This is a genomic window from Marinobacterium profundum (genome assembly GCF_001528745.1).
Classification (GTDB): Bacteria; Pseudomonadota; Gammaproteobacteria; order Pseudomonadales; family Balneatricaceae; genus Marinobacterium_A; species Marinobacterium_A profundum.
This window is the reverse complement of sequence record NZ_BCNS01000142.1, coordinates 25,622-47,045: the sequence shown is the minus strand read 5'-3', so window position 1 is coordinate 47,045 and position 21,424 is coordinate 25,622. Positions and strand designations below refer to the sequence as shown.

At 56.4% G+C, this 21,424-nt stretch carries 13 protein-coding genes; all 13 read right to left on the bottom strand.

Annotated elements, in window-relative coordinates:
• Positions 1-13: 13 nt before the first annotated feature.
• Positions 14-1,042 (bottom strand): L-glyceraldehyde 3-phosphate reductase, encoded by a 1,029-nt coding sequence (gene mgrA / locus MPRO_RS16780; protein WP_067295385.1) that lies wholly within the window; start codon positions 1,040-1,042, stop codon positions 14-16.
• Between the two features lie 224 nt (positions 1,043-1,266).
• Positions 1,267-2,385, bottom strand: a complete 1,119-nt coding sequence (locus MPRO_RS16775; RefSeq protein ID WP_067295381.1) for an ABC transporter ATP-binding protein — start codon at positions 2,383-2,385, stop codon at positions 1,267-1,269.
• Positions 2,386-2,406: 21 nt separating this feature from the next.
• Positions 2,407-3,279, bottom strand: a complete 873-nt coding sequence (locus MPRO_RS16770) for a carbohydrate ABC transporter permease (RefSeq protein ID WP_067295378.1) — start codon at positions 3,277-3,279, stop codon at positions 2,407-2,409.
• On the bottom strand, positions 3,272-4,207 hold the full coding sequence (locus MPRO_RS16765; RefSeq protein ID WP_082708905.1) for a carbohydrate ABC transporter permease: 936 nt from the start codon (positions 4,205-4,207) through the stop codon (positions 3,272-3,274). Before MPRO_RS16765 ends, MPRO_RS16770 begins: the two co-directional genes overlap by 8 nt.
• A 114-nt stretch (positions 4,208-4,321) precedes the next feature.
• Positions 4,322-5,569 (bottom strand): ABC transporter substrate-binding protein, encoded by a 1,248-nt coding sequence (locus tag MPRO_RS16760; RefSeq protein ID WP_067295375.1) that lies wholly within the window; start codon positions 5,567-5,569, stop codon positions 4,322-4,324.
• Between the two features lie 246 nt (positions 5,570-5,815).
• A complete protein-coding gene (locus tag MPRO_RS16755; protein ID WP_067295371.1) occupies positions 5,816-8,578 on the bottom strand; it encodes an SdrD B-like domain-containing protein in 2,763 nt (920 codons plus the stop codon).
• 30 nt (positions 8,579-8,608) lie between these two features.
• Complete coding sequence (locus MPRO_RS16750) at positions 8,609-14,440, bottom strand: OmpA family protein (protein WP_067295367.1); 5,832 nt, start codon at positions 14,438-14,440, stop codon at positions 8,609-8,611.
• Positions 14,441-15,116: 676 nt separating this feature from the next.
• Positions 15,117-16,157, bottom strand: coding sequence for a DUF11 domain-containing protein (locus tag MPRO_RS16740; RefSeq protein WP_067295360.1), 1,041 nt, complete (start codon positions 16,155-16,157; stop codon positions 15,117-15,119).
• Positions 16,158-16,272: 115 nt separating this feature from the next.
• Positions 16,273-16,752: a DUF11 domain-containing protein gene (locus tag MPRO_RS16735; protein ID WP_067295357.1), complete on the bottom strand. Its 480-nt coding sequence runs from the start codon at positions 16,750-16,752 to the stop codon at positions 16,273-16,275.
• 11 nt (positions 16,753-16,763) lie between these two features.
• Complete coding sequence (locus MPRO_RS16730) at positions 16,764-17,705, bottom strand: hypothetical protein (RefSeq protein WP_067295354.1); 942 nt, start codon at positions 17,703-17,705, stop codon at positions 16,764-16,766.
• Between the two features lie 496 nt (positions 17,706-18,201).
• Positions 18,202-19,665 (bottom strand): ATP-binding protein, encoded by a 1,464-nt coding sequence (locus MPRO_RS16725; RefSeq protein WP_369406740.1) that lies wholly within the window; start codon positions 19,663-19,665, stop codon positions 18,202-18,204.
• Positions 19,666-19,731: 66 nt separating this feature from the next.
• On the bottom strand, positions 19,732-20,475 hold the full coding sequence (locus tag MPRO_RS16720; RefSeq protein ID WP_067295352.1) for a response regulator: 744 nt from the start codon (positions 20,473-20,475) through the stop codon (positions 19,732-19,734).
• A gap of 24 nt (positions 20,476-20,499) precedes the next feature.
• Entirely contained in the window at positions 20,500-21,360 is an 861-nt protein-coding gene (locus tag MPRO_RS16715; RefSeq protein WP_067295350.1) for a MurR/RpiR family transcriptional regulator, read from the bottom strand.
• Between the last annotated feature and the right edge of the window lie 64 nt (positions 21,361-21,424).

The window sequence follows — 21,424 nt, the reverse complement described above, 5'->3', positions numbered from 1 at the left end:
TCGAGCAAGCCGCTCAGTCATTAGACGACTTGGCCCAGAGGTTGATCCCCCCCTCGGTGGCAAAGCGATCAATTTCAGCCAGTTCTTCGGCACTGAAATCAGGCTTGTCGAGTGCCGCCACACTGTCGATCACCTGTTCAGGCCGACTGGCACCGATCAGGGCTGAGGTGACGCGGCCATTGCGCAGCACCCAGGCGATCGCCATCTGCGCCAGGGTCTGGCCACGGCGCTCGGCAATCGCGTTAAGACCACGAATGCGCGCCAGATTGTCATCAGACAGCAGCCCTGGATTCAGCGAGCTGTTCTGGTTGGCACGGCTGTCTGACGGCACCCCATTAAGGTACTTGTCTGTCAGCATGCCCTGGGCGAGAGGCGAAAAGACGATGGAGCCTGCACCCACATCATCGAGCGTATCCAGCAGGCTATCGTCTTCAATCCAGCGGTTGAGCATCGAGTAGCTCGGCTGGTGAATCAGGCAAGGCGTACCCAGCTCTCGCAGTATTGCCGCCGCTTCCCGAGTGCGAGCCGCGCTGTAGGACGAAATACCGGCGTAGAGCGCCTTGCCCTGACGTACGGCGCTGTCGAGCGCACCCATGGTTTCTTCCAGCGGCGTTTCGGGATCGAAGCGGTGGGAGTAGAAAATATCAACGTACTCCACCCCCAAACGACCCAGGCTCTGATCCAGACTCGATAACAGCGACTTGCGGCTGCCGAACTCGCCATAGGGCCCCGGCCACATGCGATAGCCCGCCTTGGTGGAAATAACCATCTCGTCACGATAACCGGCAAAATCGGTTTTCAGCATCTGACCGAAAAAGGTTTCGGCTGACCCCGGTGGTGGACCATAGTTGTTGGCAAGATCAAAATGGGTGATACCCAGATCAAAGGCCGTGCGACAGATATCCCGCGCCCGGTCCATTGGGGCATTCTCACCAAAGTTCTGCCAGAGGCCGAGGGAGAGCGCAGGCAGCTTGAGGCCACTGCGTCCGGTGCGGTTGTACTTCATCTGCGCATAGCGCTCGCTGGATGGCGTGTAACTCATCGGTATCTATCCCTTTGAATGCTTTACTTCAACAGCTGAATGTTAGCGGTAACTCATCGATTAAACAGGCTCAGCCCAGCAGAAACAAGTGCGCAGCACTAAGGAGACTGCCCGACAATGCATAACCGACTGCGAGTCACCTGAACTCGCTACGGCCTGTATTCCCGGACAGCCTCCCAGGGCTGCGCGTTTTCTGAACTTAGGTTGCAGCTGTACCGCGCTTTTTAGGCGCGGTCGATTCGCTCTTCAGTGGTCGGATCGAAGAACACCACCTTGCTCATATCGAACATCAGCGGTACTACCTGCCCCACCGGTGTGCTGTAGCCTGGATTAATGCGACAGTTGATTTCAACACCATTGATCTCGGACACCAGCATGGTATCGGCGCCTGTGGGCTCGGTCACCAGCACCTTCATTGGCACATGCTGCACCATGGCATCGTCGGCCTTGTGGGGCACCGGATCGGTAACCATTTCAGGCCGCAGCCCCAGAATCACCTGTTTGCCGACATAGGCACTGAGGCGTTCAGGATTGGGTACCGGCAGCCAGGACGGATTGCCCTCCCCGTCCGTGATCTCGACGCCCATACCACGGTCACTGGCCACCAGGGTACAGGGGACAAAGTTCATCGCCGGCGAGCCCATAAAGCCTGCCACGAATTGATTTTCCGGGTTGTCGTAGATCTCCTGCGGTGTGCCGAGTTGCAGCAGCTCACCGCCACGCATCACCGCAATGCGATCCGCCAGGGTCATGGCTTCGATCTGGTCATGGGTCACGTACACAATAGTGGTGCCCAGACGCTGGTGCAGCTTCTTGATTTCGGTGCGCATTTCAACGCGCAGCTTGGCATCAAGGTTGGAAAGCGGCTCATCGAACAGATAGAGTTTGGGACGACGTGCCAGGGCACGGCCCATGGCGACACGCTGACGCTGACCACCGGACAGCTGCCCCGGCTTGCGATCCAGCAGCGGCTCGATCTGCAACAGGCTGGCCACGCGCTGTACTTCCTTTTCGCGCTCAGGCTTGGGCACCTTGCGGATCTCCAGGCCAAAGGCGATATTTTCACGCACCGACATATTCGGATAGAGGGCGTAGGACTGGAACACCATCGCAATATCCCTGTCCTTGGGCGCAGCCTCGGTAATGTCGGCATCGCCGATCAGAATACGACCACCTGAAACATCTTCGAGCCCGGCAATGCTGTTCATCAGGGTGGACTTGCCGCAACCGGATGGCCCCACCAGGATCAGAAACTCGCCCTTTTCGATCGCAATATTGATGCCCTTGAGCACCTGGGTCTGACCGTATGCCTTGGTAACGTTATCAATGGTTAAACTCGCCATGGGAATAAACCTCTTATTGTTTCAGCCTTTTACGGCGCCGGCGGTCAGACCGCGTACAAAGTATTTGCCTGCCAGTACATACACCAGCAGGGTTGGCAGCGCAGCCATCAGGGCCGCTGCCATATCCACGTTATATTCCTTGCCACCAAAGCTGGTGTTGACCAGGTTGTTCAGCGCTACTGTCACCGGCTGCGTATCAGATCCGGAGAACACCACACCAAACAGGAAGTCGTTCCAGATCTGGGTGAACTGCCAGATCACGCAGACGACGATAATCGGCGTCGACAGCGGCAACACCACACGGCGGAAGATAAAGAAAAATCCGGCGCCATCAAGGCGCGCCGCCGCGATCAACTCTTTCGGCAGACCAACATAAAAGTTGCGGAAAAACAGGGTTGTAAAGGCCACACCGTAGGTCACATGCACCGCCACCAGGCCGGTGGTGGTATTGGCAAGCCCCAGCGTCGCCAGCATGCGTGCCATGGGCAGCAATATGACCTGGAACGGAATAAAGCAGCCCACCAGCATGGCGCCGAACAGCAACTCGCTGCCACGGAACTTCCACAACGACAGCACATAACCGTTCAGAGCGCCTATCAGGGTAGAAATCAGTACCGCCGGAATCACGATCTTGAAAGAGTTGGCGAAAAACGGCGCTATACCCTCACAGGTACTGCCGGTGCAGGCGCCACTCCAGGCCTTGCTCCAGGCATCAAAGTTGATGCTGCCGGGCAGTGACAACAGGGTACCGCTGCGAATTTCTTCCACATCTTTAAGCGAGGTCAGTAGCATGACCCACAGGGGCAGCAGATAAACCAGTGCGGCCACCGCCAGAATCGCGTAAAGCCCGTAACGCAACAGCTGCTGACTCAAAGTTTGCTGAGGCTTAACCATTTTTCTTGCTCCTCAGTTCGGAATACAGATAAGGCACCAGTATGGCGAGCACACCGCCGAGCATCAGCATGGCGCTGGCCGCACCCAGGCCCATCTGGCCTCGGGTGAAAGCGTGCTGATACATGAAGGTCGCCGGCAGATCCGAAGAATAGCCAGGGCCACCGCCGGTGAGTGCCGCCACCAGGTCAAAGCTCTTGATGGCAATATGAGACAAAATCACGAAGGCACTGAAGAACACCGGTTTCAGGCAGGGCAAAATAATGCGCCTGTAGATCATCGGCATGCTGGCGCCATCGAGCTGGGCAGCCTTGACCATCTCCTGATCCACACCCCGCAGGCCGGCCAGAAAGAGTGCCATTACAAAGCCAGACGATTGCCAAACGGCCGCAATCACCAGGCAGTAGATCACCATGTCGGGATTCACCAGCCAGTCGAAGGTAAAGCTTTCAAAACCCCAGTCACGGATGGTTTTCTGCAACCCCAGGCCCGGATTGAGCAGCCACTTCCAGGCGGTACCGGTAACGATGAATGAAATCGCCATGGGATAGAGGTAAATGGTGCGCAGCGCGCCTTCGGCGCGGATCTTCTGATCCAGCAGTATGGCCATAAGCACACCCAGCACCAGACAGATTAGAATAAAGAGACCACCAAAGATGATCAGGTTTTCAACCGCGACGCCCCAGCGGTCATTTTCCAGCAGCTTGCTGTATTGATCAGTGCCGATAAACTTCCATACCGGCAGAATTCGCGAGCTGGTAAGGGACAGCAGCCCGGTCCAGATCATATAGCCATACACGGCTACCAGAGTAACGATAACGGTCGGTGCCAACACCAGCTTGGGCAGCTGGGCCGCCAACCTATCCTGCAGTCGAAGCGTAACGGGTCGCACCGTCCCGGTTTCGGGCAGTGAGAGGGATTTGGGATTCATAAGGGGGTACCGGTAGAGAGTGGCTCAATGCGGTCACCGGTCCCTAGCAGCCTGTCGGACTTGGCCGATCGGTAAGTCCGACAGGCTGCTAGCAGGATCGGCGGCCGCCACCTGTCACAGACTGGCGTTTACAGCACGGGCCAGTTTCTCGGCCGCCTGCTCAGCGGTGATATCACTGGCGTTGAAGTAGTTAGTCACTACATCATAGATAGCGCCCTGTACGCGGGAGCTGGTGGACATGCCGTGGGCCATGCTTGGCACCAGGGTGCCCTTCTCGGCGCTGAGGGTGAAGTCATCCATGGATGCCAGTGCGCAGGCATCAAACGGAGTACGGTCCATACCCTGACGCGCAGGAATCGAGCCCTTGTTCAGGTTGAAGGTTTCCTGGAACTTGGGATCCATGACCATGGCGGCCAGATCTTTCTGCGCCTGGGCACGGCTGTCATCGGACTGGGTAAACATCGCCAGGCTGTCGATATTGAAGGTAAACATGCCGGCGGTGCCAGGTGCGGCTACGCAGACATAATCGGTGCCAGCTTCTTTGCCCGCAGCGGTGAATTCACCCTTGGCCCAGTCACCCATGATCTGCATGGCCGCCTGACCATTGATCACCATGGAGGTGGCCACGTTCCAGTCACGACCGCTGGAATCAGCATCTATAAGGTCACGCATCTGTTTGAAAGTAGTAAGAACTTTCACCATGGTTGGGCCCTTCAGGGTCGCTTCGTCATGTTCCACGAAGGCCTTGCGGTAGAAGTCTGCGCCTTCCGCCAGAGCGATGGCTTCAAAGGTAGTCGCGTCCTGCCAGGCCTGGCCACCGTGGGCCAGCGGAATGATACCCGCAGCCTTGAGCTTAGGGCCCGAAGCAATCATCTCTTCCCAGGTGGTTGGGATTTCAACGCCCGCTTTCTTGAAGGCTTCAGGATTGGCCCAGAGCCAGTTAACGCGGTGTACATTGACCGGCACAGCAACATAGTGGCCATCGTACTTCATCACATCACTGACCACAGGCGGCAGCAGCGAATCCCACTTGCCGGCGGCAGCGACATCATCCAGCGACGTCAGGAAACCGAGTTCACCCCACTCCTGAATATCCAGGCCCTTGATCTGGGCAGCAGACGGGGGATTGCCGGAAATGGCGCGGGATTTCAGTACGGTCATGGCGGACTCACCACCACCACCGGCAACGGCGAAGTCGGTCCAGGTGTGGCCGGCCGCTTCCATTTCCTGTTTGAGTACGTTCACGGCGGCAGCTTCACCACCCGAGGTCCAATAGTGCAGCACTTCAACCTCACCGGCAGAGGCTGTAGCACAGGCGATAGACAGGGCTATGCTGGTAAGGCAGGTCTTGAATGTCTTCATTACTTTGTTTCCTGAATTATTGTTATGACCGGGGGCTGTTGCGGCCCTGAACCGGATGTAGCTAAATTAACAAAGCGCCGTCAGGAAAGGGGTAACCTTACGCAAGGAATTGTAACAAAGTGCAACAAAGCACTTTGCTTCCCGCACAAACGACAAAGGCGGTATCAGGTTCTGTACCTGATACCGCCTTTGCACCCCCCTATTCAACCGCCTCTCTAAATTCTCTGCGTGCATCTTCCGCTCAGGTTACTTCACCCGAGCCTTGAAGCGCACGCTGAAGCTCGGGTCCAGGGTGCCATCACTGCCCTGCAGCTGACCACCCAGTGTCAGGCGGACAGCATTAACCAGGGTGTCAAAGTTGTCGGCGTCCGGTGTCACACTATAGCTGTAGGTAGCGCCACTGTCGGATGAAAACTCCAGATCATCGGTGACACTGTTGAGCGATTCATAGTTGTAGGTCAGATCGCTGCTGGTGGCCCCCTGCAGCAGTTCCACAGGCCCGGTGGCGGCACCGCTGAAATCACCCACAAAGACCTCAAGACTGGGGTCTATCAGATCGGTAATCACGAAGGTGCCATCGTCCGTGCGGCCATTACCCAGGTTGGTCACTGTAATGGTGTACTCCACCTCGGCGCCCGGTATGGCCTTGGGGTTGCTGGTGCCATTCACGGGATCCGACAACGTAACCACCGATTTTACCGTGGTGAGATTAATCACCAGCGGCAGGTAGCCAAAATCGACGGTATCAACCACCTCACCAGCAGTCACACTAAGACTGTGCTGACCATCCAGGGTGGCGTCGGGGTCCGCGGTTTGATCATGTAAAAAGCCAGGTCTGAGAACACTGTCGGTATCGGTTACCACCACCGTATAGGATCCGGCCACCAGCTCATTAAAGTTATAAAGGCCACTGGCATCGGTGGTCAGGGTGGCAATGACTTCAGAACCACTGTCCAGCAGATCCAAGGTCACGCCTTCGATGCCGGGCTCGCCCGCATCCTGCACACCGTTATTGTTGCTGTCGGCGTACAGCGTATCGCCGATACTGGCACCCACCTTGAAAAAGTCGTTGCCGATACTGGCCGCCCCCCCATCCAGGGCCACCGCGATCACGCTGCAGCTGTTACCTGTGGCACAGGCGCCCAGGGCCGTATCGATATCAGCGATAGCGGCATAGTCGGTATCGGTTTCCACCACCAGATAGTCGCCCGCCTCCAGGCCGCTGAACAGGTAGCCACCGGCGTTGTTGGTTACAGCGGTATCAACCAGGGTATCGGTGCCGGACTCCAGCACACCGTTGCCGTTTTCATCTATCCACAGCTGCACCGAAACAGGCGTAAGAGGATTATCTCCTGTGGTCAGAGTGCCGCTGCGATCATTGTCCAGATACAGAGTACCGCTGATCTTGGTATTCACCAGCACCTTGGCGATTGAAGTCAGAGGCGCCTCTGTGGTGCCCCCTGAGGTCTTGGAAAAGGTTGCAGTGGCTTCGTTATCCAGCGCACTGCCAATCTTCGCCTTGCTGTCGACCTGAGCACAGATATACACCTCAAAGCTCTCGCCAGCGCCGATGGAGGGCACGGTAGACCAGGACCCGGTGTCACCGGCGATACCGGTAAAGGTCGGCAAACCGCCCGGCCAGTTGCCATCGTAGCTGGCGTAGGGGCAGTTGGGATCACCCGGCGGCAGCAAAGCTAAATCGTTATCCAGTGGCAGGTCTGTAATAGCAATATCATGGAGATCGGCAATGCCGGTGTTGGCAATGGAGATCTTGAACGCCACTATGGAGTCCTGCTGGGCGGAACTTGCACCGGCAACATTATCGACGTGGGTAATGGTTTTATGCAGGTTTGCCGCGGTGCTGGCCACCAGGCAGCTCTGACCGTTGCCTTCAAAATAGCGCCAGATATTATCCTGGGGCCCGCGACCTTCCTTGTCGGTATCACCACCGGTGGCATCGGCACAGACATCCCCCAGCTCGATAGAGTTTGTGAACGCTGCCGCATCGGTAATGCGAAAGGACAGACGGGTATACTCAAGCTCGCCCAGGCGACGTTCACCAAATACGAAACGTACCGCATTGGTATTGCTTGGCAGGGCGCCATCGCCGCTAAAACTGTGACCCGCCGAGGTTAGCACCGAGTCGTTCGCCAGTGCCTCACCATCGGTTGCCAGTGGAGGACGCACCAGGCCTGAGGCCGCAATCTTGGAGTTGGGATAGCTAATGCGCTGCCAGGGGCCGACACAGCTGGTTTTGTCCTGCAGCGTCGCCAGCCCCCCGCCAATACAGTTATCGTTGTAATCATTGGTGTAATAGACATCAGGCCCCGCCACCGGCGATCCTGATCCCGTCCAGATACCGGAGGTGGTGTCCAGGGTGATGGGGGTGTTGCCCTGGCCTCCGTTGCCGGTTAGCGCATCGCCTGTACCATAGGCCAGTACCTGCCAGTAGTCCCACTCGTTCCAGGCATCCTGGGGCGTCACATTACTGCCGGTCGGGGATACTCTGTAGGGCGTCGCCAGCTGGCGGGTACGCGGATCTGTACTGTAGAAGATACCGGTATCCTGCTGCGAGTGACCCACAGTGCCGTTCTGAAAGGAGCCGGTAACCGGGTATTTACAGCCACGGGGGCCACAGCCGCGGGCAATTTCCGACACATCTGTGACCGGTGTCGACGAGTAGGTGCCATCGGGGTTGGCTACGACTATGGCAGCACCCACAATCTCGGCGCCATCCGGCACGTACTGGGTATTCCAGGCACCGGCGCCCACGGTACTACCGCTGTTGGGATCGGGCGTGGTTTCGGCGATGATAGAGACAATGTCTCCCACCTGATAGCCATCAATGATGGCCGGCAGACTGTCGGGGTCTATAAACACCCGTGTGGTACCCGTGCCCAGGTAATCCGCCTGGGCCACGCCAGTGCCCAGCAGCAGGCCGGTAAGGCAGCACCAGAGAGCGTGCCTGGCAAAGGGTTTTTGCTGTCCAGATTGTTTGATGTTCTTCATATTCTGGGCCTCTTGTCGGACCGGGCGACTTTAATCATTACCCAGCAATTCCCTGACACTGTCCTGGTCGAACTTGACCGCGAAGCGGACAAAAGCGCCTTTGGAAGTAAAGTTACCACCGCTGAAATCGTTATTGTCGTAACCCTCGAAGTTGTAGCCGACGCTGATCCAGGTATTTCTCATCGGATTAACGCCAACCGACACACCGAAGCTGGTTTCGGACTGGCCACTGTCATTGCGCAGAATGCTTGCATGGGCACCGACATCGAAGCGGTCGCCAAAATCATGCCGCACTTCGGCGCCCAGGGTATCGGTGTAGCCCTTGTAGCTTTTCTTGGCGATGGTCTTCTGCTGGTACTTGATACCATGATGCAGCGCCAGCTGGGTATCATCATTGGGCTTGTAGTTCAGGTTCAGGTTGTTGGTCAGGCTCCAGTCATCACGATCAACACTGCCGATGGTTTCATCGTTGCGCTGATAATCCAGCCGATCCAGCACAGTAAGCTTGCCACCGCGCGGGCGGTACGCCAGACCCAGGCTCAGATCCAGAGTGCGCTTGCGCTGATCATCGCGGCGGCTGTCGCCGTAACGGGCCTTGGCGGCAACAGCGGTGCCCTTCTCTACTTCGGCCACAACACCCACAGCTGCACCCCAGCGCTGTTCGGTCTCGCCATCGCGTACTTCAACTCGCGAGCTCAGGGTCCAATCATCGGCGTGGTAAGCATTGCCCACGGATACGGAGGTGTAGTCGATTTCGGCATCGGGCTCTTCGCTGTCCGGGTCAACCCGCACCGGCGAGTCGGACTCCAGCGTCTGGCTGCGATCAATGCTGAAGTCCGTGCTCCAGCGATCGCTCAGCTGCCAGCGCTGACGCAGACCGGCGGTGGCGAACAGGCGCGCACTCTCTTCGGACAACTGCTGCCCCAGGGAAGTATCGATCTCGCCACCTTCCCAGGGATAGGTACGCACACCGACACGGGTTTTCTCGGTTTCACGCGTATCGCCCTTGGTGTATTCCTGCTCGGCGTACAGATCCACCTTGTCGGTGAGCTTGTAATCAGCCCCAAGCTTGGTGCGATTGGGAAAATCGGTGCTCTGCACTTCATCGCCAATATTCTGCTCATGGCTGGCACGCAGGCGCAGTCGGCCATCCATCATGCGGGTTTCGCCACCCACCAGCGCCTGTTTCGACGACTGGCGCTGCTGTGTGCCGGCATAATCGATGATCAGATCATCGGTCTGACGCGCACCTACATAGATGCTGTAGTTGTCACCGCGGTAATCGTAACGCGCTTCGCTAACATCGCGCTGGGCATCGGTTTCAGTACGGGTTTCGCGGTACTTGCGACCGGTAATGCGATTGCGATCATTCAGGCGGTAGCTGGCATCCACACCAAGTTTGCGCACACCCCGCCCACTGGCGCTCTGCTGACCCAGGCCAAAGTCTTCTTCCAGCTCCCGATAGTAGCCACGTACATCCAGATCGTCGTCACGATGGGTAATCTCAACCGAGCGGGCCTGGCCTTCCTTGCGTACACCCTCTTCCACACTCTCGCTGGTGGCAATCTCTGCCCGCAGCTGAGTCTTGTCGGTAATGTCATAACGCAGATCCAGACCCTGCAAGTCGCCCTCGTCTCCGGCATTGTTCTCGTGAATGCTGCTGGCGCCAATCTCAAGCGCGCCATCCAGCAGTTTCACCGCCACGCGGCCACCGTAGTTAAGTGCTTCTTCACCGGTGCCCTCGGTTTCGTAGTCGATAACGATAACCTTGGGGTTGAAGTCAAAGTCGCTCGAGGCTACGGGCGCCTTGAAGTAGATAACACCACGATCGTAGTCGATCTCGTAATCGGTATGGGAGCGCAACTGACGGCGTTCCAGCACCTTCTCGTTGCGAAAGCGATCACGGGTTTCAATGCTGATCTTGTCGGTGTTGATCAGTACCGAACGGCTCAGGCTGTAGGGGCCTGTAGTGCCATCGCCGCGAATTTCATCTTTCACGAAACCTTCCGACGCCTGGCTGGCAAAGACATTCAGATCAAAGCGCTCGGTCTGCAGTTCGCTCTTGAAGCCTGTCAGGCTGCGGTTGTAGCGCGCCAGATCAGTCACATTGAGGCCGGTTTCGTAATCGCCGTACATGGCATAGAACTGCTTGCGTTCCAGTTTGACGTACAGCTTCTCACGGCTGGCGGCATCGTAGCGCTGCTCGCTTTCATCGCCGTAGAGGGTGTAGTACTGATCGGGATCAATCACCTTGAACAGATCGTTGTTCGCCATGGTGCCTTCGCGGTTGGAATCGTAGGACATGGTCAGCAACCAGTCTCCCTTGACCCGACCCTTGGCAAAGAAGGCAACGCCGGTATCGGTGAGCAGATCGTCATCCTTGCCCTTGCCTGCGTCATTGGCGTTATCACGGTTGCCGGTAAGGCGATCCAGACCAATGGTGCCTTCGGCCACACCCACCAGTATCCATTCGCGCTGCGAGGCTTGCGTCCAGGCACGCACTTCCTGAGTATTGTTCTCCAGCTTGAAGCGCAGCACGACTTCGCCACTCTGGGTGGTCGGCTCCAGCTCTATATAGGCAATACCGGCATCCTCGACGGTAAAACGCTGATAATCGCTGCCGGTGTTGGCCAGCGGATCCAGTGTCAGGTCATCGGTCTCGGCCCGCGGCCTATGGCCCGAATCCACCAGATACTGTCCTACGACACCGGCACGGGCCGGAAAACCCGCCGCATCGTAAAACTGTACCGCCACGATCAATGCTGACTTGCCATCCGCCTCAAGACGCGAACGCTCGCTCAGCAGGCGTCCCTTAACAGGCGCACTGGAGTAATGAATCACCTTTTCAACCCGCTCGGCAACCTTGCCCGAACGATCAAAGAGTTCAGCAACAAAGTGGTTATCACCTTCACGTACGTCGACACCGTTCCAGCGACTCACCACCTTCTTGCCGTCGCTGCTTTTAATAGTGCCATCGAAATTCAGCGCGCTCACTGCCACACCATCAAGCATCAGGCGGGCGCGCAGCTTGTTGCCGTGCTTGAGGGCAATTTTGATGCTCGGAATCTCCGGCGAGTAATCACCCAGCGGCCAGAGCCACTCGTTGCCGGCGGGTACGCTGTTCAACCAGGTCTGGTCGAACGCAGGCATGCCAGGCAGAGTTACCTTGGTAGAGGTTACGCTGCGTTCAACCTGATCGGCCTTCGCAATACCCTTCACCAGGCGAGCGCGCCAGCCGCTCTCGACTTCCTGTGCCAGGGAGACAGAACGCACCGGCGTCGTTTTCTGCAATATGCGAACCTCCACCCGACGGTTCTCGCGACGGCCTTCAGCGCTGTTGTTCTCGGTCAGCGGTTCGCGGGCACCATGACCGGCAACGCTGACCTGATCGGGCAGCAGGCCAAGAATATCGCGAATATGACGACCCACAGTGCGGGCACGGGCCAGCGACAAAGCTTCATTGTTGCTGTAGCGACGGCGCGCCGCGCCACTAATGGGTTGATTATCCGTATGGCCGATCACCTGGATGCGGCTCAGGGAGTCAACATCCAGGCCTTCAAAGCGCTGCGCAAGTGACGCATGATCGGCGGCGGAAAGGTCAGCACCCAGACTGGTAAAGCCGGCACGGTAGGTCAGTTCATGCATGATGCTGGCAGGTTCAGCCGGAGCCATCAGGGTCACGCGGGCGGCCGGGGTACGAACACCCCTGGCAGACGGTGTATCAAACTTAAGCAGCGCCTTGCTGGTCAGCTCGTCGGCCTGCTCTGGCAACGAGGCCGAGAAAGTCACCAGATCGCGCCAGCTGGTTTCTACCCCACCCAGATTGAAGGTCAAACGATTACCCTGCTGCTGCGGATCCGCCAGAACCTCGGTATTCAGGCGCGCACTGCCGCTTTCATACAGGCTGCCAGGGGGCAGAGTAACAATCAGGCTGCGGTTGCTCAGTGCCACGGCACCGCCACGGTTATCAATGCTGTATTGCAGCTGCTCACCCACCAGGGTCACACCCAGGTTCAGCTCAACATCCGCCACCGGTGCCGGTGTCTTGATCAGATGATAATCCAGGCGCCACAGTGAGCCACCGCGCAGATCAACAAACTGGGAATAGGCGCGACCGGCAAAGCGATTGTCGGGCTCGCAGTTCACCACTTCATAGCCGGCAGGGATGGTATCGACATCCAGCTGCACAACATGCAGACCCGGACGCACACCTTCGAAATGGAACATGCCCTTGTCGTCGGACTGCACGTTGGTACCGTCTTCCAGATAGAAACGTATGCCTGCGATGCCCCTCCAGGGTTGCTCGTCTTCGTCGTCCTTGCATTCGGTTTCGCTTACAGTGCCAATCAGAATGCCCTGATTGCGGAAAAACGGATCGCGAACATTGACCCCGGCACTGGCGCTGTTGGACTGCTCGCCTCCTGACGCCTGGGCCCGGCTGATGCTAATAGCGGTGGCTATAGGCGTACCTGGGCCCACCTCGATGACATAATCGATGCTGCGTGTCTCGCCGGCTTCCAGCAGATCAAGGTTGAACACCAGGTCGCGGCCATTGCTGGCAATCTGCGGATCCGCTATTGGGCGGCCATCGAGGGTGGCGGAACCTGAGCGGTAAATGAAGCCCAGTGGCAGACGATCGTTTACCACAACGTCGCTGTAATCGGTATCGCTGTTGGTATTGCCTACATCAATGGTAAAGGCGACGAAGTCACCGATGGACGCCTTGGCCTGATCGGTGCTCATATTCACAAACAGCGGATCAATGGCAACGCAGTCCACGGGCAGATCAAGGTACAGCGGCGGACCTTCAACAATGGTAAACACCTCGCCGCGCGAACCATTCACCAGTACCACCGGAAAAGGTGTCGACGCCTGAGTCTCAGCATTGGTACGCCTGGACGGATATACATAACCATCCGGCGGATCAAGGCGCAGCGCATAGCGACCAGTCTCGATCAGCGGAAAGCGATAGCGGCCAGTCACACCGGGGTAAACGGTACCACCGGCATCAATTACCTGCTCACCGGTGACTACCGTTGAGGGGTAACGACTGACTCCATCATCCCCAAATACGGCGGCAGGCAACCCGCTCGCGGCATTGATAAGGGTCACACTCACACCATCAATAAGCTCACCGGTACAGCTATCCAGTACCAGTCCATAAGGATCCACCAGCGTAAAGGACTCTGTGTTGTCTGTCAGGTCACCGGCGTCGGTGTACTGCGCAATAATGCGGCTGTTGCGCTCTACGGTGAGGGCGCCATCCAGGTTGCCGCCACCGCTGGCCTGGGTCGGTACGTAACCCAGAAAGACACCGCTGTTGGGGGAGGTTTCTGTCAGCAGCAGGGTTTCGCTGTCATTACCGCTGGAGGTAGTCAGCGTGACAATAACAGTATCGAGCACGGCCGGATCGCGGTTGGCATCCAGATCGCTCAGGCGTATGAACAGCGGCTCGCCCTGGCGAAACTGAGGGTCCTGTACCAGCGACAGCGATGCGGCCAGATTCAGTGCGCCACCCTGACTGCTTTTGGGGGCCGCAAGTGTCTGCCAGGTTTCACTGCCGCTGCTATCAAACGCGGTCGGCTGCACCTTGAGCGACTGGGCTTGAGTCGATTGCGGGCGATACATCAAGAAATCAATCGTGGCCGGTGCGCGCTGGCGGAAATCTTCAACGCGGTTGGAAGGCACCCGCACAGTGCCGCCCGGTGTCTGGTAGCTCAGCTCGGCGATATTGGAGATGGAAATGGTGGCAGCAGACGCAGTGGCGATGCCAAAAGAGCAGCACAGCGCAATCAGGCTCAGTAGCCCGGTTACACGCGTGAATAGCGCCTTTAGGTTGGTCGTCAAAATGAGCCGTTTCATAGTCTCTCCCACCACATCCTGTTAAGCGCCGACATCCCAAATCAAAAAATAACCAAGCAATACAGAGCGGCGCACCTATATCAAATGCACAAACAATGCCAATGCATAAAAACCATTTTAAATTCAATTAAAACAGAAACTTACGATTATTTAATCGATTGATTATCGATATTTGCAATCTGACTTTCTGCGAATATTTAACTCAACGGACAAAACGACTCGCAATTTGCAAAACGCAATCCGGCTTTTGCCCACGGTGACACCGGCATGGGTGTCGAAACGCAGAAGCCGTTGTTTCCAAATCAGAACCAGCCAAGCTCCCGACCTTCCACTACTGCGCTGGTCGCAATTTGCAATAGGTGCAAATCGACGACAGGCGCCCTTAAGACTCGCGCAGGCGCGCCCCACTCGGACTCCCATGCAGAGACAGCAATAGGGGTAACCTGGCGCTCCACTGGAGCCCCGCGATTAAACTGCAGGAACAGCCTCAGGACGGGGCCTTGCAGAACACAACGCCTGTAGCCAAGCGTCAGATGCGGCTTCTTGCCCCACTTCTTGCAGGATGCCCTATCAGTAACGAGCGCCAGCGCCGTCGGCAGCTGATTTTCCAAACGGCAAAAAACAGGCAAAAAAAAGGCAGCTACCAGGTAGCTGCCAATATCAGACGGGGATGCGTCTAATTAACGGTTACATCAAAAGTCACAGTCGTCGTGGTGGTTGCAGGCAGAGTTGCAACAACCGCCGTCACTGAGTTGGCGTTAGTCGCACCATGATCAGCACCATCCGCATCATTCACATCGGTTTTGACAACCGCATCAACGGTGATGGAACCGGGCACATAGGTGGTATTGGCCGGAATCGCATCGACCACGGTCACGTCTGTGGCCTCTGTAGCCGTGGTGTTTTCAACGGTAATGCTGTATCGAACCACCGCACCCGGAATGGCTTTGGGGTTGGTTGTGCCGTTAATCGGATCACTGATGACTTCAACAGTTTTTGCTACGACCAGCTCAGCCGATGCAACTATATAGCTTGCAGCCGCCGAGAACTTGCCATCGGTAGTGGCATCAATAGTGCCTGCACCATCAGCAAATACCGTCTGTACCAGGGTCGGATCATCCGCCGTCCCTGTATCGTTCACGGTCACAGTGGTTGTGCCTGCATCCAGGGTTGTGGCCTGCAGATCGAATTGCGCGATATCCGCATCGCTTGCGCCGATCGGGGTATCAGCCACAATCAACAGTTTGATATCGCCATCGGCGGGAATATCTGCCACGTTGGTACCCAGTGTATAGAGGGTATCGCCGGCATCGAGCAAGCCATCCTTGTTTACATCCAGATAAATACGCACGTTCTCCATGGTTACGGTGTTAGTCCCGAGCGGGAAGGCTTCAATTTCGTAGCCCTGGGTGGTGTTACCTGTGTTCGTCAGGGTATAGCTGAGAACCTGGTCGACGGCACCCGGCGCCACGGCATTGTCACCGGCAGCAACCACCGTAAGGTCAATTTTGTTATCGACAACGAAGGTGGCCGTATTGGTCGTTTCCGTGGTCTGTTGAACACCGCCAACCTGGTAGTCGATGGTCGCGGTGTTGTTCACTGGAATGCCAGAGGCTACGCCAACGGCGTACGCAAGCTGCATCGGGGCGATTGAAAGCGCCAGCACCGCCAGCGGGGCCGCCACATCAAGTCGCCTGAATAAGCGTGAGTAGTTCATGATTCAGTTCCTTCCTATCAGATTAAACCTGGCCCGACTGCTACAGGCATGGTTTTTATTAAGCCTTTAATCAACACCCGCCAGAGCCTGATTAGTGACTTGCGTTAATTTAGGGTTAGTTTAATTTCGCACTGAAGCGAACCAGGGTTTCACTTTTTGCCGGCACTGCCTTGTCAAAATTCCATTTTATATGGGTGTAATCCGATTTTTTGGCGGTAACCATCTGGCCGTCGTCACCTTGAACCTGCAGGTTTTCCGGGGTGTCGTAGATAATGCCGCCATCTACGGAATAGAGCACACGAACACCCTCGGCCTCCGTCAGATCTTCCATATAGGTCATATGTTCCGGAACCGGATCGGTAATCACGACATTATCGGCCGATAAATCACTGGTATTTTCCACTTCCAGGGTATAAATAACGATTTCCCCTGGAATAACCTTATCGGCCTTTACCAGTTTAATTTCCTTGACACCATCAGCAGAAACAACCACTTTTTCCTGCTGTGCTATCAGGTTTAGTTTTATAACGCCAGCCGCCTGAGCAGACATGGCGAATAGAAAGTGCGTCACTATTGCAAAAAATACATATTTCATTGTTTTTCTCCTCAGTCGACTGTTACGGAAAAGGAAACTACATAGGTTTTGGTTTCGCTGCTGACCGTTACGTCGCCAAGGTCGACCGTAATGGCACCCGCCGTGGTGATGTTATAGTCACCATCGTCGGCGGCATCGGACGCATCCGTCAGAGCGACCCCATCAAGGCGCAACGAACCTGCGTTATAGCTGGTATTGGTTGGGATAGGATCAGCCAGAACCATATTGGTTGCGGTGCCGGATCCGGTTATATTCGCCGTTACTGTGTAGACGATGGTCGCACCTGGAATAGGTTCGGCATGACCGAACTCGTTTGTTACGGTGGAGACCTTGTCAACCCCAACACTAAAGGTCGATATAATGTAGCCACCGTCATCGATTTGAATGCCGGTACTGTTGCCGACAACCACATCGACCAGACCACCATCACCGGCGCCTGTGAATATGGTGCCAGGTGCACCGCTGCCCGTATTGGACGTAGCCGTGAGCGATAAAACACCCTGCTCATCATTGGCCGCGCCTGGGGGTATATCACTGGCAATAAAGACGACAACATCACCATCTGCGGGTAATGCGGGGTCTGTACTGCTGGGAACATAAAGCGTATCGCTCGCCGCGTTAAATATGCCATCACCGTTATCAATATAAATATTGATGTTAGATGTATCGAAATTATCGCCAGCCGTATTGCTTGCCGCCAGGTTATAGGTATCGTTGCCGTTACCTGTATTGGTTAACAGGAATGTCAGTACACTCTGAGTATCACCCTGCCCGACACTGATGGCCGAAGCATCCTGGGATACCAGGTTAACATCAAGCAGCTCTGCCACCAGGTTAGTGACCGTGGGGCTGTTTTTGCTCAGTGTAGTGGCCCCCCCATCCTGGGAATAACTCACCGATGCGGTGTTGTTAATAGGCGTACCGGCAGCAGTGCCCACAGCGTAAGCTTGCATGCTCCAGAGCCCCTGTATTCCTGCAATAACTGCGACTAATCGCGTTAGCTTCATTGTGTGCACTCCTTCCTTACCTAAACATCCGCCAGCAATACCTGGAACCTGCCCGCAGCCAAAAATGAAAACCTTATGACCTGACTTTCAGCTACCCGTAGCGCTAATAGGCAAACGAGCATTTAATCAGTATCAGTTCGTTAATGCAGCAGTCGTGCCAATTAATAAAATCGACCACTGGTGCGAATAAAATTGATATTTATCAATACTTTAAATAAATAAAATAATTTTCGTGCAAGGTGGCTGCTGGCTCGGCGAAGCGGATTTACTAGCAAGTTGCAAAATGCAATGCGCATATTGCGAGGCCGCAGCCTCAGATTGCACGCAGCGCATATCGACACAGACACAGGTGCAGACATAAACACCAGTAACGACAGCAAAACCCGCAACAGCGGGCTTCTACAACGGAGTCACTCAAGTAATGCGCAGAAACAGGGGAAAATTAACGCGGTAGTGTTAGCCGGGCCTCAAGGCCGCCCTCTTCGCGATTGGCAAGCAGTATATCCCCACCATGGGCACGGGCTATATTGCGGGCAATCGACAATCCAAGCCCCATGGAGGAGTGCGCCGCAGGGTCCAGCGTCTGGTTCGCCATCAATCGTGTATAGGGGGCGAATACACGCTCCTGCTGAGCAGCCGGAATGCCGGGGCCACTATCGCACACCCGTATGTCCAGGCCCAGACGGCTGTCTTCAATATGAATATCGGCACGGCCACCGTAATAGAGTGCATTGTCCACCAGATTGCCAACACAGCGACGCAGCGCCAGCGGCTTGCCAAGGAAAGGCTCGCGCTGTTCGCCCTGCAGCGTAACTATCTTGCCGGCCAAGGCGGCACCGTCGCGCATGTAACAGAGCATGCGGTGCAGATCCACTTCAACCCGGTTTTCATGGATATCCGTATCCTTGACGCTTTGCAGCGCCCCCTTGACCAGCATGTCGAGGTCTTCCAGATCGTGGCAAAATGCATCGCGCGCATTATCGTCATCCAGCAGCTCGGCGCGCAGACGCAAGCGGGTAATAGGTGTTTTAAGGTCGTGGGATATGGACGCAAACAGCCTTTCACGATCATCAAGATAGCGCTGGATACGCAACTGCATCGCATTAAAGGCCCGCGCCGTGGTTTCCAGTTCGCGACTGCCCGTTTCAGGCAAGGTCAAAGCTTCTCCCTGACCAAAACTTTCCGCCGCCTGTGCCAGCCGGCGTAACGGACGCGTCAGCGAGCGCACAATCCAAACGCCGAACAACAGCATCACGCCCAGGGATACCAGCAGCGATATAAGCCGCTCCCTGGACAGCGGTGTACTTGTTTCAAGAAATTCCGGATCCGGCATCAGGGTCGCAAGGTAGAGCCATTGTTCAGGCGCTATGGGAATCTGGATCACCAGAATGGGGGCATCGCTGGAACCCATTAGCAGGGTTTGACTGCCCCAGCGCTCGGGCAGATCGCGCAGCAGAATATCGTTTTTTATGACATGCAGCGTCGAGGGTCGGGAAAAAGCTATTGTCAGCCCCTCGGTCACGCCGAGCTGGCCTTCGAGCACCTCTCGAAACTGCTGCACAACCCGTGTTTTAAGGGGGGAGTCGGGCAAATCGGTGATGCGAATCTCTTCGCGATTGAGGGTTACAAAAAAACGTGTACCGCCCATGTCCCGCAACTGGTCCAGAATCAGATGGCGATAGGCGATGGGCAACTCGGTAAAAAACTGCACCGTGGCCGCGACCCTGAAAGCCATGTGACGCGACATTTCCTGCACATTGCGTTCGGTATCAGCACGCCATTGCGTCAGCCAGATCGCACTGGAGACCAGCTGTGCCAACAACACACCCAGGCCCAGCACCAGCAGAATGCGACTCGAAAGCGAACGCGGCCAGCGCCGCAGCACAGTTTTCAGTGACTTGATCACGCGCTCCCCTTCTTCGCCGTACAGGCGACTACCCCCACAGTTACCCGCGCAATCGCTGCACAGAGACTATGGACGCAACGACTCATTGCTGGCCGCCACTGTCGCCGCCAGCACATAACCCTGGCCGCGGACCGTCTTGATCAGTTGCGGCGAGCGGGCATCATCCTGCAGCCGCTGCCGCAGCCGGCTGATCTGCACATCAATAAAGCGATCCATCGGCAGGTTATCCCGACCCCGGGTCTGCTCGGCAATCAGATCGCGACTCAGCACTTCCCCGGCGTGATCCACCAGCAGGCGCAGCAGATCGTACTCAGCCCCCGACAACACGAGGGACTCACCCTTGAGCGTACAGAGCGCACGGGTGGCCGAATCCAGTTCAAAGCCCGCAAAGCGCAGATAGCGCGACTGAACGAGCGCCTGTGGCACCTCATCGGGCGCATCGCTGCGCCGCAATATGGCCTTGATGCGCGCCAGCAGTTCCCGCGGATTAAAGGGCTTGGCCAGATAGTCATCGGCGCCGATTTCCAGCCCGACGATGCGATCCATCTCGTCGGAGTTGGCGGTCAGCATGATGACCGGCACTTTGGAGAAAGTACGCAGCTTGCGACAGATTTCAAAGCCGTCGTCCCCCGGCAACATGATATCCAGCACCACCAGCGCCGCCGAGCCGCCGGCCTTGAGCTCGCGCAACAGGCTTTCACCATCGGCCACGGTTTTTACCGCAAACTGATTGCGCTCCAGATAGCTGCGCAGCAGCGAGCGAATAGCGGCATCGTCATCGACCACATATATCGGTTTGTTCTGATTCATTCTTATTATGTAAACCGGTGTTGATTAATCCTGCGGATACCTTGTCGGTACCAGGCTGTCCTTGATTTTCTTCAGATAACGCTGGAAATCCACGCCTCGACGCAAGGTCACACCCGTGGCCAGCACATCCAGCAGTGTCAGCTGAATAATACGCGAGGTCATGGGCATATAGATGTCGGTATCTTCGTAGCTGCGCACCGCCAGCAGCAAGGTGCATTCTGCAGCCAGCTGTGAACCCTCACTGGTAATACCGATAACAGTGGCGCCGCTTTCCCGCGCCAGGCGGGCAATATCCACCAGCTCCCGGGTGCGCCCCGTATAGGAAATCACCACCACGACATCGCCGGTGTTGGCACCGGCCGCCACCATGCGCTGCATCAGCACATCATCATAGGCCATGACAGGAATATTGAGGCGGAAGAATTTGTGCTGCGCATCCATGGCCACCGGGCCCGATGCACCCAGACCAAAAAATGCCACCTGCTTGGCCTGGCTCAGGTAATCCACGGCCCGGGTGACCAGCGCAGAGTCAAAGCCCTGGCGGGCGCTGTCCAGCGCGGCAATGGTCGATGAGAAAATTTTGTCGGTATATTCTTCGGTCGAGTCGTCCTGCTCTACACTGCGGGAGACGTAGGGCATTCCCACCGCCAGACTCTGGGCAAGCTGAATCTTGAAATCCGGGTAACCGCGATTGTCGAAACCACGGCAGAAGCGATTGACCGTAGGTTCACTAACACCCGATGCCTGGGCCAGAGCTGTAATACTCAGCCGGGTAGCCGTTTGGGGATCACGCAGAATCACCGTCGCCACCTTGTGTTCAGACTTGTTAAGGCTGTCGAGGCGCTGGCGAATCTGCTCGAGAAGATTAACACTGTTCGAGTTCATGGCAGACTCTGATAGTTGGTAAATTATCTACATTTCGTTCAGGGGCCCACTATAACGCCCCCTT

Coding starts and splice junctions, on each gene's coding strand:
- MPRO_RS16755 (WP_067295371.1), bottom strand. CDS start 8,578: ATGAAGAACATCAAACAATCTGGACAGCAAAAACCCTTTGCCAGGCAC.
- MPRO_RS16765 (WP_082708905.1), bottom strand. CDS start 4,207: ATGAATCCCAAATCCCTCTCACTGCCCGAAACCGGGACGGTGCGACCC.
- MPRO_RS16770 (WP_067295378.1), bottom strand. CDS start 3,279: ATGGTTAAGCCTCAGCAAACTTTGAGTCAGCAGCTGTTGCGTTACGGG.
- MPRO_RS16730 (WP_067295354.1), bottom strand. CDS start 17,705: ATGCAAGCTTACGCTGTGGGCACTGCTGCCGGTACGCCTATTAACAAC.
- MPRO_RS16760 (WP_067295375.1), bottom strand. CDS start 5,569: ATGAAGACATTCAAGACCTGCCTTACCAGCATAGCCCTGTCTATCGCC.
- MPRO_RS16735 (WP_067295357.1), bottom strand. CDS start 16,752: ATGAAATATGTATTTTTTGCAATAGTGACGCACTTTCTATTCGCCATG.
- MPRO_RS16715 (WP_067295350.1), bottom strand. CDS start 21,360: ATGAACTCGAACAGTGTTAATCTTCTCGAGCAGATTCGCCAGCGCCTC.
- MPRO_RS16740 (WP_067295360.1), bottom strand. CDS start 16,157: ATGAACTACTCACGCTTATTCAGGCGACTTGATGTGGCGGCCCCGCTG.
- MPRO_RS16775 (WP_067295381.1), bottom strand. CDS start 2,385: ATGGCGAGTTTAACCATTGATAACGTTACCAAGGCATACGGTCAGACC.
- mgrA (WP_067295385.1), bottom strand. CDS start 1,042: ATGAGTTACACGCCATCCAGCGAGCGCTATGCGCAGATGAAGTACAAC.
- MPRO_RS16750 (WP_067295367.1), bottom strand. CDS start 14,440: ATGAAACGGCTCATTTTGACGACCAACCTAAAGGCGCTATTCACGCGT.
- MPRO_RS16720 (WP_067295352.1), bottom strand. CDS start 20,475: ATGAATCAGAACAAACCGATATATGTGGTCGATGACGATGCCGCTATT.